This window comes from Marinicella meishanensis (genome assembly GCF_019931145.1).
GTDB lineage: Bacteria > Pseudomonadota > Gammaproteobacteria > Xanthomonadales > Marinicellaceae > Marinicella > Marinicella meishanensis.
Window position 1 is genome coordinate 41,995 of sequence record NZ_JAIOUV010000012.1, and the last position, 14,580, is coordinate 56,574.

The window sequence follows — 14,580 nt, forward strand, 5'->3', positions numbered from 1 at the left end:
CATGTCCCACCATAAAGCGGTTAAAGATTCACCGGTCACCATCTTTGCATTGTGACCATGGCCACCGGCGCAGCCGTGCACCAGGCACGGTTTTCCCTGAAATGAATCAGGAATCGATTATTTTATCGAGTTGTGGCGCGGTTGAGCAACTGTTTATTGCGCCATTAATTGGCCGTTTAAGCACAACACTTTGGCTTTGGGGTAGAGGTTGAAATCCGTCGCCGAAGCCAGGGTGTAGGCGCCCACTTGGGTGGCCACCAGGTAATCACCGACCGCCAAATCGGGCAGCACCATGTCATCAGCGATCACATCGATGCTGTCACAGGTGGGGCCGGCCAACACACTGGGTTTGAGGCCTTGGGTCATGTCATGCTGCGCCAATGGGGTGATCGGGTAGCGGGCGTGGTCGTACAGCATGCCACTGAAGGTGCCGTACACGCCATCATCCAAATAATACCAGGTGTGCGCGCCACGCTGGGCTTTGCCCACCACCGACAACAATTGGATGGCGCTGGGTCCGGCAATGAAACGACCCGGTTCAGCCAACAGCTCGATGTCGGGATCGACTTGTTGCAAGGCGGCATGGATTGGGGCACAAAAATCAACGATGTCCAGTGCCGGTCCGTTGTAAGCGATGGGGAAGCCACCACCGATGTCCAGCACCCGCCAGTCGACCTGGGGCAGGCTGTTGAACACGTCGATGCATTGTTCAATGGCGTTGACATGGGCCACCGGGGCCGGTACTTGTGAGCCGACATGGAAGGACAAACCAACGATGCGGATGCCGGCCTGTTGGGCCTGCTCAATCAAGTTGGGGATGTGAGTCAGTTCACAACCGAATTTACGCGACAAATCAACCACCGCATCCTGGTGTCTGAAGTTGACCCGCAACAACAGCTCAACCCGGTCTTTGTGGGGCACAAATTTTGCCAATTCATGGCTGTTGTCCACCACAAACAGTCGGCAGCCAAAGTCAATCGCTTGGCGAATTTCAGCGTCTTTTTTGATCGGGTGGGTGTGGATGGTTTGTTTGGCATCGATGCCCAGTTGTTGCAGGCGTTGGATTTCTCCACTGGTGGCCAAATCAAAACCACAGCCCAAGTGATGCAGGTGTTCAATGACTGCGGGGTGAGGCAAGGCTTTGATGGCATAGCGCATGTTGACCCCAGGCAGGGCCGCTTGCAGGCTTTGGTATTGTTCGGTCAACACATCCCGGTCAATGATCAGGGTGGGGGTGCCATGAGTGGCGGCCAACTCAGCCAACTTATGGCGTGAATAACGGCCCAACTGATCCGGGTAAACCTGTTCGGCAAAAAGGGCTTTGAGCTGCCCGATGGGTTGCTTTGGTCTCATGAGTCGACCTCCAGCTGATCCAAGATGTATTGGGGCAATGCAAATGCCGCCCGATGGATCCCCGCATTGTGGTAGCGGGTGGTCAAAGTGTGCAATCGCTGGGGGTCCAACTCGGCCTGCCGCAAAGCTGGATTGTGTGCCGCCCAGGCAAAGGTCATGATGCCACCCACATAGGTCGGCACCGCCGCGCTGTAAAAAGTGACGTCCTGAAAATGGGGCGTCAAGCGTCGGTGGGTGGTGGTCACCTCATCCAACTGCATGAAACTGACGCCGTTTTGGGCAACAAATATCCCGTCCTCGGTCAAGCATTTGGCCACGCCTTGGTAAAACCGTGAGGTGAACAACGATTCGCCAGGACCGATGGGATCGGTTGAATCGGAAATGATGACATCGAATTGTTCGGTGCACTCGGCCACAAAATCCACCCCGTCACCGATCACCACCTTCACCCGCGGATCAGCAAATGCCCCTTGTGAGTGATTGGGCAGGTGTTGGCGGCACATGTCAATCACCGCTTGATCGATTTCCACCTGGGTCACCGTTTCGATGCCGGGATGCTTCAGCACCTCACGCAAAATACCGCCATCACCGCCACCAACGATCAACACCTTCTGCGGCTTCGGGTGCGACAGCAAAGGCACATGGGTCATCATTTCATGGTAAATGAATTCATCGCGCTCGGTGGTTTGCACCACACCGTCCAACACCATCACCGTGCCCCATTGCTGATTCTCAAAGATCACCAAGTGTTGATGGGCCGTCTGATGCTCAAACAGCACCCGATCCACGGTGAAGGTTTGGCCCCACTGGGTGTACAGGGTTTCGGTGATGGCTTGGCTCACTTGATGGTTCCGCGTCGCAAGTTATTGACTTCGGTGCGGCCCGGTGTGAAGTGCTGTTGGAACACATCAATGGCTTTTTCCGGGGTGGCATCGCCACACATGAACACATCAAAAGCGGCAAAGTTCTTTTCTGGCCAGGTGTGCACACTGATGTGTGATTCGGCCAGTACCGCCACACCAGAAATGCCACCATTGGGGGTGAAATGGTGTAAATGAATGTGCAACAAAGTGGCCTTGGCTGCTTTCACGGCGGCGCGCATGGCCGCTTCCATGTGGGCCAGGTCATCCAAGCGGTGGGCTTCCCACAGATCAATGATCAAATGGGTGCCAGCAAACACGTGGCCATCGCGGTGGATGAAGTGATCCAGGCGGTCGTCGTTCTGGTCTTGTTGAAAGCTGGGCCAAGCAGTGGTGGCCGGTGGTTCCCATTGACCAATCACATCGGCCTCAGGGCGCTGAGAGTAGGGGTTTTTTAACATGATTTTTTCCACTCAAAAAACATTGCTGACTTGGGGTCAACAATAAAAAAAACGGCCCAGCAACCACGGCAGCCGGCCTCGCAAGAAAAAACTGCCCGGTATCACCGCGCAGAAAAAGTGCGCGAATTATTCACAAAATGAGTGGCTTTGGCAAGCATTTTTTTTTTGGCGCCGATGAAATCAGTGGTTCGGTATCCGAATCCTTCAGCAAGAATCGTCCCATACACTGTTCATCCAGTCCGACTTCATGCCGCTGGGTGCGGTCTTGATGTGCTAAAATCAAACCATGAAATGGGTCTTGTTTTTGCTCTGTCAGGTGTGGGTTTGTCATGCCGAAATTGACTTGTTGGTGGTGGGTGACAGCCAACAACCGGTGCAGTTTGTGGTGTTGCCTTTCACCTATGAAGGCAGCCAGCTCAGTCCGGCGGTGACGGTTGAAAGCCACCTCACCCAAGCCTTGTCCAGCACCGGCTTGTTCAGCATGCCGTTCCGTTATGAGGCACCGGCAGATGTGGACAACATGTTGGCCTGGGAATTGGCCGGCATTCGCTATGTGATTGCTGGCGAGTTGGTCGAGCAAAATGACTTGTTGGTGTTGCGATTGACGATCAACGACACCTTGGGTTTGCAACCGACTTTGTCCAGTGTGTTGTTGAACCCCCGACAATTGGAATTGAGCAGCCAGATGTTTGCGGACCAAGTATACCGCAGCTTGTTTTATGCCACCTTCACCAACGACCCTGACAAACAATACCTGAACAATGAAAACGCCACCCTGACCCGCTACTTGAATCAGCTGGTGATGTTGTTCAAAGGGGCCTGGGAGCACAACCAGGTGCCCGGCACCTGCACCGTCGACATCCAGCAAATGCCTGGCGGGGTGCCATTCAAAAGCACCTTACAAGTGGATTGTTTTGAGCAACCGGCCTTGGCCGCTGAAGTCCAGGCCGCCCTGGAGCGGGTGGATGTGTTGCCTTATGAGCATTACCAGGAGGTGTTTGCCCGGGATTTGGTGCTGCACTTTGTCAGCATGCTGTGATGGGAAAATAAGCCGATTATTTGCGCTTTTGAGTGATGCGCAAATGACCATCGGCGCCTTGGTCAATGACAAACCGCACCCCGTCCAAAGCAGCCAGCAACTGGCTTTTGTCTGCTTGGCTGTCGGCATATCCCCAATGGTGAAACAGGTACAAATCGGTGTCGCGGCGATGCCGGGTTAAGGTGCCTTTGAAGCGGTCATCGGCAGCCGAGGGTTCGTGCCAAATGCGCAAGGCAATCAACGCATCCCCATCCGGGAAACTCATCAACAACTGTTCCACCTGACCGCGGTGCACGTAGGAAAACAAAGGCAGTTGTTCGGCTTCAGGCTCGGCCTGCATGGCGTCATACACATTGCCCCAGGTTCGGGGTTGGTGACTGTACCAGCCAGCCTGTAACAGCTGTTGTTCGAGCACGGTGAGGTCGCCGGTGATGTCGATGTCCAGTTGTTGTTCGCCGTTGTTGGCCCAACCGGTGGTTTTGTCGGTGATTTGTTGTTGCAGCCATTCGGGCTTGGTGACCACCGTGCTGCTGGAAAACAACAACCAGGTGAACACCGGCACCAACAACACGGTGGTGATGAAAGTGATTTTCACCGGCAGGCCGAGGAATTGTTTGCGGTTGCGGGTGCGAAAGGCGATGCCGATCACCATCGACCAAATGCTGGCACTCAGCACCGACAGCACCACCATGGTCAGGTTCATCTGATAAAAGAACAGGGTGGCAAAACCATGCAACAGAATCAACACGCCGGCCAGCACATAGGGCCAACTGCGGAATTTGATGGGGTAGGCACCGGCCACCAAAATGGCCCAGAAACTGGACACGGCGGTGAACCAGAACACGTGATTGGCGCTGAACCACTGCCATTCTTCGTGTCCGGCGCGGCCGATCAACACCGAGAACACATAGGCAGAAACCGACACCAGCAGCCAATGGTTGAGCACCAGGTGCATGCGCCGGTACAAAAACCAGGCCGACACCGTCAGGGTGATGGCCAACACCGTCAGGTCATGGCCCAAAAACAGCAGCCACTTCATCGGCAACAAGGTCCAGGGATTGTGGAACGCATAAAAGAACGATTCGGTGCTCTGATTCCAGCGCATCAAAGTGTCATTGATGGCGGCAAACCAAATGGCCGCCACCAAAAAAGCCAAGAGCAACACCGCCAACATGGCCAGCGAGCCCTTTTCGGGTTGGCGGGGGTCGACCAAACCAGAGGTCAGGCGTCCCAGGGTGGGGTGTCGCTGGGTCCAGGCCAGCAGGCTGCTGAGCCAGCGATAGGTGCGCGGCATCAACAGTTGGTAGAAGATGTTGATCAGCCAATAAGCGACCCACACCAGCACCACCAAGACCACCACCAAGACCGACAATTTCACCGCCACCTTGGCCATGGTTTCCATGGCCGAGCCAAACAACATGCCTGGCAACAGATAAAACGGCGCCCACAAAATCGAGGCCACTAGGCTGATGATAACGTATTTTTTGACGTTCATGCCCATCATGCCACCGATGGCCGGGATGATCGGGCGCACCGGTCCCACAAAGCGACCGATGAAGACACTGATGCCACCGTATTTCTGAAAAAACGTCTGGCCTTTGTCAATCAGGTCTGGGAATTTATAGATGGGCCACATTTTCAGCAGCCGCTGTTTGTACTTATGCCCGATCCAAAAACTGATGCCATCGCCCAGGAAGCCTCCCAGTGAAGCCCAAATCCAGGCGGTGTAGAAGTCCAACACCCCCAGTCCAATCAAGGCCCCCAGGCTGACCAAAAAGGCGGCGCCAGGAAAAATGATGCCGACCAACAAAATGGATTCGGCAAAGGCAAACAAAAAAATCAGGATGCCGGTCCAGTTGGGATTGGCTTGAATCCAATCGTAGACGTCCTTGACCCAACCGGTTGGTTCCATGCTCAGGCCTTGATCGCGTTGTGGGCGGCAGCGAGGGTTTGTTCGATGATTTCATCGCTGTGTGTGGAACTGACAAAACCGGCTTCATAGGCCGACGGTGCCAGGTACACCCCAGCTTTCAACATGGCATGGAAGAAGCGTTTGAAATGGGCTTCATCACACTGGCTCAAATCATCAAAACGGTGCACCGGTTGGTCGGTGAAATAAAAGCCAAACATGCCGCCTTGATGACAGGTTGAGAAGGGCACCCCGGCGGCATCGGCAGCGGCTTGCAAGCCCTGGGTCAGCTTGGCGGTTTGGGCACTGAGGTGGTCATAAAAACCGGGTTCAGAGATGATTTGCATCATCGCCGAACCGGCGGCCATGGCCAGGGGGTTGCCTGACAAAGTACCGGCTTGGTAGACCGGGCCGCTGGGTGCGATGTGGCTCATGATGTCATGGCGGCCACCGAAGGCACCCACCGGCATGCCGCCACCAATCACTTTGCCGAAGGTGGTCAAATCAGGTTGCACCCCGTACAATGCCTGGGCGCCGCCTTGGGCCACCCGAAAACCGGTCATCACCTCGTCAAAAATCAGCACCGAGCCGTGCTGATCGCACAGTTGCCGCAGGCCAGCCAAATAACCCGGCAAGGGCTCGATCATGTTCATGTTGCCGGCAATCGGTTCGACAATGATTGCCGCCACTTCATCGCCGACTTTTTGCATCACCTCCGTCAGGCTGTCCAGGTCATTGAAGGGCACGGTCAGGGTCAAATCGGCCACTGCATCCGGCACGCCGGGAGAACCGGGGATGCCCAAGGTCAGCACCCCACTGCCGGCCTTGACCAGGAAGGAATCGGCGTGGCCGTGGTAACAACCTTCGAATTTGATGATCTTGTCACGACCGGTGAACCCCCGAGCCAGGCGGATGGCGCTCATGGTGGCCTCGGTGCCGGAGTTGACCATGCGCACCAAATCAATCGATGGGATCATGTGGCAAATTTGTTCGGCCAAGGTCACTTCCGCCTGGGCTGGCGCACCAAAACTCAAGCCCCGGTCGACCGCGGCATGCACCGCCGCCAACACTTGTTCGTTGCTGTGACCGGCAATCATGGGGCCCCAACTGCCAATATAGTCAATGTAAGACTTGCCGTTGACGTCATACATGTGCGGACCTTTGGCCGAGGCAATGAACAGCGGTTCGCCGCCGACCCCTTTGAAAGCCCGGACGGGGGAGTTGACGCCGCCTGGTATGAACTTTTGCGCTTGGGTGAATAAATCGTGGTTGTGGTCCATGGTCAATGTTGGTGCCATACAAATAAACCGCCATTATAAATGTTTTGCATTGGATTTGGCATGACATACAATGGTCTATTTGGTCCAAACTGAGCACGAGCCACATGACATTGAAAAGACCCCATGCGATCGCTGCGGGCCATCCCGAGACCGCCACCGCGGCTGCCCAAATCTTGCAACAAGGTGGCAACGCCTATGATGCCATTTTGGCGGCCATGATGATGTCATTTGTGGCCGAACCGTTGTTGGCTTCTCCCGGTGGTGGTGGTTTTTTGTTGGCCGCGGGCCCCGGCCAGGAACCCAAACTGTTGGACTTTTTCTCGGACACGCCCTTGCTCCCGGTGTCGCAGATTGACCCCGAGGCGGTGGACTTTTACCCCATCATGGGTGATTTTGGGACCCGCCAGCAAGAGTTTCACATCGGCCGGGCCGCGGCCGCGGTTCCTGGTGTGCCGGCTGGCATTTTCACCTTGCATGACAAACTGTGCTCTATGGACTTGCCCGATATCGCGGCACCGGCCATTCAGGCGGCCCAACAAGGTTTGGTGGTGAACCACCAGCAAGCCTACGTGGCGATGATCCTCAAGCCCATCATCGAGGCCTCGGCTGAGGCCCGCACCTTGTTCTCCGGTCTGGTCTCTGGGCAGCAGTGGCGCAACCTGCAGTTGGCCGAATTTTTAACCACTTTATCATCCTCGACAGCCGATTGGTTTTACCAGGGGCCGGTGGCTGCAACCGTGTGTCAACAAGAACAAGGTTTGTTGACGGCGGCTGATTTCGCCCAATACCGCTGTGACATTCGCCAGCCTTTACAACTGTCGATCAATCAACACACCCTGTACACCAACCCACTGCCGTCCAGCGGTGGTTATTTGATCGTGGAGCAACTGCGGCGATTGAAATCACGACACGATGAACTGGCGGTGTTGGAAGCCATGCAACACGCCGATGACCTGAAACGCCACCGCATGGCTGAAGTGTGCCGTGGCACCACCCACATCAGTGTGGCAGACCAGGACGGCAATCTGGCCAGCCTGACCCTGTCCAATGGAGAAGGCAATGGCCATGTGGTGGGGGATTATGGCTTCATGATGAATAATTTTTTGGGTGAGGAAGACATCAACCCCGATGGCTTTTTTGCCTGGTCCGAACCGCAACGGCTGCGCTCAATGATGTCACCCACCGTGATCATGCACCCCGAACGCCAATTCGCCATGGGCACCGGTGGGTCCAACCGCATCAAATCGGCTTTGTTCCAAGTCATCAACCACCTGGTCCACGGTGGCCAGATCCTCAAACACGCGATCGAAGCGCCGCGCATGCACTTTGAAAACGGTCATTTGGACGTCGAACCGGGGTTTGCGGCCCCGGCCCTCAAGGCCATGCAAAAACAGTGTCCGATCCACACCGAATGGCGCAACCACAACCTGTATTTTGGCGGCGTCAATGCGGTGCAAACCGGCACCACCACCGCCGCAGTGGCCGATTTTCGCCGTCATGGCTGTGGCATGGTGGTGTGATCTGGAGCCGATTGATGTAACCATTCGGGTGGCTGCGTCGTCTATTTATTTTAAGGTCAAACAGAGGTGAGCATGCATCGATTGTGCATAGGAATGATTTTGTGTTGGTTTGTGGGGTGGTCAAGCGCCGCAACGGTGCAGGTTGATGTGACCCAAATGCAAGCGGGTGCTTGGACCGTGACTTATCAATTGCCAGCGCCGGTCAAACGGCTGTATTTTTATCGAGTGGGCGCCTTGCAAAGAGATGCCTGGCAGCTGTCAGACCCCGATCTGCAGTTGGGCCAAACCGATGCTGGCCAAGATTATGTGGCATCCCAGTCCGGGCAAGCATTCACTGAGATGACCATCCATTTTGCCTCTGATCAAAGGACCACCCCCAAAGATTATGAGTTGAATTTCGCTTTCAGTGATGGCGCTGAACTGCTGTACACCGGACACTTGCTGGTGGCGCTGACCCCCGAGGATAAAACCGAGCACCAATTCACTTTCAACACAGCCGCTGATCAATTCATCATCGTTGCCGGTCAACGGCGTCAGCAACAACAGCAATGGCTGGATCAAACCTTGCGCGGCACCTACGTGTATTTTGGGCAACAAGAACCGGTGCAATCGGACGCCATGTTGGGTGTGATCGATCCGGGTTTGCCCGCTTGGGTGCAGCAAAAATTGCAACAATACCTGCCACAGTTGTTTGATTATTATGCCGCCAAGACCGGCTTGTCGCTGGACTTCACTCCGGTGGTGTATTTCACTTACCGCGACAGTGACCTGAGTGGAACCCAATATGACGGTGGTGTGTTGCCAGGTCTGATTCAATTGAATTTGGTGGGCCAAGATTGGCAACAAGAAACACCTGAAAACCTGACCGGCTTGTTGCATTTTCTGGCCCACGAAGCGGCCCATTTGTGGAATGCCCAGCTGGTCATGAGTGATTCCCGCCGCGAGCACAGCTGGCTGCATGAAGGCGGGGCCGATGCCTTCGCTGTGCGGGCCCTGGTACACCTGGGGTTTTGGGATGCCAATGATGCCCGACAGGCCCATGTCCGCTATCTGAATGCCTGTCTGGATGATTTGCAGGGCCATGCCATCACCGACCATGGGGGTCATCAAAATTTTGCGGTGTATTATGCCTGTGGCGCGACCCTGGCCTGGTTCAGTGAATTGGCGCTGCAAGCGCACCAGGCGGACACCGATTTGTTTGATTTGTGGCGCGATGTGATGACGCGGGTCCATGCCAAACAGCTCAAGCTGACGCCGGAACAGTATTTCATCAGTTTGTTGCAACACAGCCAGAACCCAGCGGTGATGATCCACATCCTGACCTGGTTGACCGAACCACACGCCCAAGCCAACGAGGCCATGGCAGCGGCTTTTGCCGCCGTTGGGCAGCCCCTGAAAAGCCAGTCTCAGCATCCCAAGCAAGCCAAACAGGCGGCAGCCAGCGCCTTCAAACACCTGATGCAACAAGACTGCCGGGGTTACAGCTACCACCGCACGCCCCAAGCCTATGTGGTGGGCGAGGGGCTGAGCTGCGGGCAGCTGAAAAGCGGTATGGCAGTGACCCACATCATGGGTGAATCGGTGGTCGATGGCGGTCATGCCATCCTGGAACAGGTGCGCCGCCGCTGTCAAAGCCAACAGCCCATAACGCTGCAGGCCGCTGAGCAAGCGTCGGTGTCGGTGGCTTGTCAGACCGCGCCTGCTGCCATCAGGCCTTGGCTGGGTTTGCCATGAACGGTCCTTGGTTGCTGGTGGTTTACAAAAAATGACAGTTCTTTGTCTGCCTTGATCGGTGAATCAGTTAAAATGTCCAAAACAGGTCTTCTGAGCCACTGACTGGTTGGCAACCAGCCACCAAACTGGGTTCAGGAGTCAGACAACCCCAGATCAGCAGACGACACCATGGATCAAGAACCCAAAGACCCCAACGACGCCAACGACCAGGCACCAACCGACTCAACCAGCGACCCGGTCACTGATGAAGTGACTGCTGACCCTCAAGCAGCGGTGGACCGTGAGGATGGGCCAGCCGCCGCCCCTGTGGTGGTGAAAAAATCTGGCGGCACCTTCGGCTTGCTGTTGGCCTTGGTGGCGCTGGTGGCAGTGGCCTATTTGTACTATCGCGATTGGCAAAGTCAGCCTGGGAATGCCGAAGGAGGGGCACTGCAGACCTTGGTGGATCAAACCAACCAGCGCCAAGCCGAATTGCGCCAAGCGCTGGACCAAGCCAAACAACAGACCGCAACGTTGCAAGCACAAGTCACCACTTTGCAACAAGCCATGGACCAAATCAACAACCGACCGGAGCCGGATTCCGTGGTGGTGGCCGAACCTTTTGACAACAGTGACAACGAGGCCCAGTTACAACAATTGACCGATCAACTGCAGGACCAGAATCAAACCCTGGCCACCCTGCAACAACAAATCAGGCAGCTGGCGGCCAATCCAGGTACGGCTGAATTGAGCCCTGACTTGTTGGCTGGTTGGGACCGTCAATTACAACAAGCCATGGTCCGGCAGTCTTTGCAATCGGCCCAGATTTTGCTCGACAGCGAACAGACTGCAGCGGCCATCGCAGCCATTGAGCGTTTGTTGGCGGACGGTCAACTGGCGGCGACGACCGCGCGACCATTGCGACAGGTATTGAATCAATTGCGTGGCATTGAACAACCCGATGTGCCGGGTTTGCTGCAAGCCTTGGATGCCTTGACCCAAGAGATCCAGGATTTGACTTTGCCGACCACCGAAACCGCCGAGGAGGCGGCCTGGTATGACCGCTTCATCAGCGTCAAAAAAATCGACACCACCGGTGGCTTGGCCTCGACCCAGGCTTTGATCGATTTGAAAACCGAACTGCAGCAAGACCTGTACCAAGCCCGCTCATTTTTGCGACTGCAGCACCAAACCGCTTGGCAAGCCACCTTGGAACAAGCGGCCGCTCGCTTGTTGGCACAGTTACCGAAACAACAGGCCTTGGCCACTCGGCTCACCGCATTGTCGCAACAAGCGGTCAGGGCTGAGCTGCCAGCAACAGTCGATTTAACGGCATTGATTGCGTCCTTGGAGGACCCCCAACCATGATGAAAATCATCAAAATGGGCTTGTTGGTGTTGCTGTTGTTGTTGGCCGCTTGGCTGACCCCGCAACTGTTGCAAAACCCAGGCTTGATTCAAATTGAGTTGTTGGGTTATCAAATACAGATGACCGCGATTGCAGCGGGCATATTATTGCTGGTGGTGTTTGTGGCGATCTGGGTGATTTATGGTTTGCTCAAGGCCCCGCAAAAAGCCATGAAGCACTTGTCAGCGAACCACAGCCGCAAAAAATTCGCCCGTGGTTTGTTGGCCCTCAGTGAAGGCAAATGGGCCCATGCCGAAAAATTGTTGTTGGCCTCAGCGACCAAAAGCCCAACCCCGGAACTCAGTTACATGGCGGCCGCCCGTGCGGCGGTGGCGCAAAATGATTTGACCCGCGCCGAAGCGCATTTGGATCATGCCGAAGCGGTGATCGACAACCCGTTAACCGTGGACTTGACCCGCTGTGAAATTTGGATCAAGTCCGGTCAGCCAGAGAAAGCCTTGCCGTTGTTGGATCTGATCTTGAAAACCTATCCCAACAACCCCCGGGCGGTCCATTTGCTGACCGAAGCCAGCCAGTTGACCCAGGATTGGAACCGTTTGTCAGCGGTCATCCCCAAAGCCGAAAAACTGGCCTTGATCAACCACCAAAAAAGCAATCAGTTGAAACAGCAGGTGACCTTGGAACAGTTTGCCGCCGCGGCCAGCCAGGAAGCCTTGCAAGAAATTTGGCAGGGTTTGAACAAGAAGCAACAACAACGATACAGCCACACCTATTGCGAAAACGGTTTGCGTTTGGGCGCTTACCAAGACATCACCAGCCACATCGAAAAAGCCCAGAAATACCACTTTGATGATCAGCTGGTGGCTTATTGGTCACAACTGCCCCACAACCTCAATCACCGCTTGAAAGTGGCCGAGAAATGGTTGGTCCAACATCCCAGAAGACCAGCGGTGCTGTTGTGCAATGCCAAGTTACACATGGCCAAGAAAAACTGGGACAAAGCCGAAAGCCTGTTGTTGGAAGTGTTGAAGCGCGCACCCAGTGCCGAAGTGAACCAACTGCTCGGTTTGATTTACCAAGCCACCGGGCAAGCCGACAAAGCCTTGAGCCACTTCAGCGAAGCGGTGGTGCCCAACAACCAAGCCATCCGGGTCATCGAAGAATCATGACGCAGCGCCAACGGTTGTTGCTGGTTTTGGCCCTGTGCATTTTGTTGGGGTCAGTGGCCTGGGCACAAGCCAAGCCCATTGATCAATTTCCCGCTGCGTTGGATCCGAATTGTCGCACCGGCACCGCCCAAATTTATGACGAGTGTGGCAGCCAGGCCAAGATCTTACAGGCCGCATTGGATCGCGCGGCGGCCACAGGCAAGCAGGTTTTGGTGGTGTATGGCTCAGAATGGTGCATCTGGTGTCACGTGTTGGACCAATATTTTCATGGCACGTACCACCAATTTGACTACGCCTGGGAAGTGGAGGGTGCGGTTGAGCAGTGGACCATGTATGAACGGGACAACCCCAAGGCTCGGATCCAGGCCACTGTGCTGAATCGATTTGTGGCTGACACCTTTGTGGTGGCTCACATCGAAGGCACGTTTTCGGCAGATGGCATCGATGTGATGGCCGACACCGGCTTTGACATATACGGCTTGCGGGCCATTCCTTTGGTGATGGTGGTCGATGCCCAAGGACAATATGTGGCCCACATGGCGGACTATGACCAAGTTGAGGGCTTGGAAATCCGCGAGGACAGCGGCGAAGAATTTCGCGGTTTCAATCGCCACTTGTTGCTCAAAGAATTGTTGCAACTGAGGAATGCAGGGGCCCAACCATGAGCGGTTTCATGCGAGTGATTTTACCGATGTTGGCCGTTGCGCTGAGCCCGGTACTGCAAGCGACCGAAGAGCCGGTGGCTTGTGGTCAGAATGCAGCCGCCCAGGCCTTGGCCGAGGCCATCATGGCGCATCCCGACCAAGCGCGGCCTGAGCTGGTGTGCAATGAACAATTGGCCGCAATCGCCCAACAACGGGCCGAGTCCTTGGCCAAGAACGCGCATGATCCGGACATCACGCCGAACCAAATTGTGGTGGATGGGGGCTTCCGGTTCCCCAGCTATTACCCGGTGTCAGGCAACCAGGTGGAAGCGGTGGCCCGCGACACCCGCGAGGCCAATGCCGCGCTGACTTATTTGACCGAAAGTGGCAAGCACCACGACCAAATTTTGGGCAAGGTGGAGTTTTTTGCCTTACAAAGTCAATTGGGGGTGGGCTTTTACGCCGATGACGACCCCACCAACCACCCACAATGGGTGGTCCTCACCGCCGAGCCTTGGTTACCACCCAAAGTGGTGTTCAAGACCGAAATGAAAGCACCCAAGCCGATGAAGCAGGACTGCGACACCGATTGGCAGCGCAGTGACAATGAATTTCTCAAGCGCAAATGCAGCCGCTTGAAGCAGTCCAAACGCAAACGGGATTGAGTTTACCTTCCACCGCATCCTTTTCTCACCCCGTCATTACTGCGAAAGCAGGAATCTATTGGTATCGCTCAAGACCAAAGATTCCCGATCGGAGTCGGGAATGACGTGACTTCGTCGGGAATGACGTGACTTCGTCGGGAATGACGTGACTTCGTCGAGAATGACGTGGCTTCTGTGAGTTCGGTGAAGACTTGATACCCACCCCATCATTCCTGCAAAAGCAGGAATCTACAGCGTCTCATGCCAGGCACACCTTCACCGCTGCGAAGGGGTCTCCTCGTGGAAACATGGGCAAGAATGTGTTGGTGTCTCTCAAGGCCAAGATTCCCGATCGGAGTCGGGAATGACGTGACTTCGTCGGGAATGACGTGACTTCGTCGAGAATGACGAGGCTTCGTCGGGAATGACGTGGCTTCTGTGAGTTCGGTGAAGACCTGATTCTCTGATTCTCACCTCGTCATTCCTGCAAAAGCAGGAATCTACAGCGTCTCATGCCAGGCACACCTTCACCGCTGCGATGGGGTCTCCTCGTGGAAACATGGGCAAGAATGTGTTGGTGTCTCTCAAGGCCAAGATTCCCGATCGGAGTCGGGAATGAC

The 14,580-nt window shown here is 55.4% G+C and carries 12 protein-coding genes; 7 read left to right on the forward strand and 5 right to left on the reverse strand.

What is annotated here, in order from left to right; genetic code table 11:
* Positions 1-153: 153 nt before the first annotated feature.
* From K7G70_RS17530 to speD, 3 genes are read right to left on the reverse strand one after another with little or no spacing between them, the layout of a single operon-like run.
* Positions 154-1,353, reverse strand: a complete 1,200-nt coding sequence (locus K7G70_RS17530) for a type III PLP-dependent enzyme (protein ID WP_223789961.1) — start codon at positions 1,351-1,353, stop codon at positions 154-156.
* Positions 1,350-2,195: a polyamine aminopropyltransferase gene (speE, locus tag K7G70_RS17535; RefSeq protein ID WP_223789962.1), complete on the reverse strand. Its 846-nt coding sequence runs from the start codon at positions 2,193-2,195 to the stop codon at positions 1,350-1,352. Before speE ends, K7G70_RS17530 begins: the two co-directional genes overlap by 4 nt.
* Positions 2,192-2,674 (reverse strand): adenosylmethionine decarboxylase, encoded by a 483-nt coding sequence (gene speD / locus K7G70_RS17540; RefSeq protein ID WP_223789963.1) that lies wholly within the window; start codon positions 2,672-2,674, stop codon positions 2,192-2,194. The genes speE and speD overlap by 4 nt, the downstream gene beginning before the upstream one ends.
* 286 nt (positions 2,675-2,960) lie before the next feature.
* On the opposite strand from speD, the gene K7G70_RS17545 reads away from it, so the two are divergent.
* Positions 2,961-3,713, forward strand: a complete 753-nt coding sequence (locus tag K7G70_RS17545) for a type 2 periplasmic-binding domain-containing protein (RefSeq protein ID WP_223789964.1) — start codon at positions 2,961-2,963, stop codon at positions 3,711-3,713.
* 16 nt (positions 3,714-3,729) lie between these two features.
* Here K7G70_RS17545 and K7G70_RS17550 read toward each other — a convergent pair whose 3' ends face one another.
* Both K7G70_RS17550 and hemL read right to left on the reverse strand, forming a co-directional pair.
* Positions 3,730-5,625, reverse strand: coding sequence for a DedA family protein (locus K7G70_RS17550; protein ID WP_223789965.1), 1,896 nt, complete (start codon positions 5,623-5,625; stop codon positions 3,730-3,732).
* Between the two features lie 2 nt (positions 5,626-5,627).
* Positions 5,628-6,902 carry a glutamate-1-semialdehyde 2,1-aminomutase gene (hemL, locus tag K7G70_RS17555; protein ID WP_223789966.1) on the reverse strand — a complete coding sequence of 425 codons (1,275 nt, stop codon included), beginning with the start codon at positions 6,900-6,902 and terminating at the stop codon, positions 5,628-5,630.
* Positions 6,903-7,006: 104 nt separating this feature from the next.
* On the opposite strand from hemL, the gene K7G70_RS17560 reads away from it, so the two are divergent.
* The 6 genes from K7G70_RS17560 to K7G70_RS17585 all read left to right on the forward strand — a co-directional run bounded on the left by K7G70_RS17560 (position 7,007) and on the right by K7G70_RS17585 (position 13,981).
* Complete coding sequence (locus K7G70_RS17560) at positions 7,007-8,422, forward strand: gamma-glutamyltransferase (protein WP_223789967.1); 1,416 nt, start codon at positions 7,007-7,009, stop codon at positions 8,420-8,422.
* A 72-nt stretch (positions 8,423-8,494) separates the two neighbouring features.
* On the forward strand, positions 8,495-10,156 hold the full coding sequence (locus tag K7G70_RS17565) for a hypothetical protein (protein ID WP_223789968.1): 1,662 nt from the start codon (positions 8,495-8,497) through the stop codon (positions 10,154-10,156).
* A gap of 168 nt (positions 10,157-10,324) precedes the next feature.
* Positions 10,325-11,503 carry a coiled-coil domain-containing protein gene (locus K7G70_RS17570; RefSeq protein ID WP_223789969.1) on the forward strand — a complete coding sequence of 393 codons (1,179 nt, stop codon included), beginning with the start codon at positions 10,325-10,327 and terminating at the stop codon, positions 11,501-11,503.
* Positions 11,500-12,672 (forward strand): heme biosynthesis HemY N-terminal domain-containing protein, encoded by a 1,173-nt coding sequence (locus K7G70_RS17575; protein WP_223789970.1) that lies wholly within the window; start codon positions 11,500-11,502, stop codon positions 12,670-12,672. Before K7G70_RS17570 ends, K7G70_RS17575 begins: the two co-directional genes overlap by 4 nt.
* Entirely contained in the window at positions 12,669-13,337 is a 669-nt protein-coding gene (locus K7G70_RS17580; RefSeq protein WP_223789971.1) for a thioredoxin domain-containing protein, read from the forward strand. The genes K7G70_RS17575 and K7G70_RS17580 overlap by 4 nt, the downstream gene beginning before the upstream one ends.
* Entirely contained in the window at positions 13,334-13,981 is a 648-nt protein-coding gene (locus K7G70_RS17585; RefSeq protein ID WP_223789972.1) for a CAP domain-containing protein, read from the forward strand. Before K7G70_RS17580 ends, K7G70_RS17585 begins: the two co-directional genes overlap by 4 nt.
* Positions 13,982-14,580 lie beyond the last annotated feature (599 nt).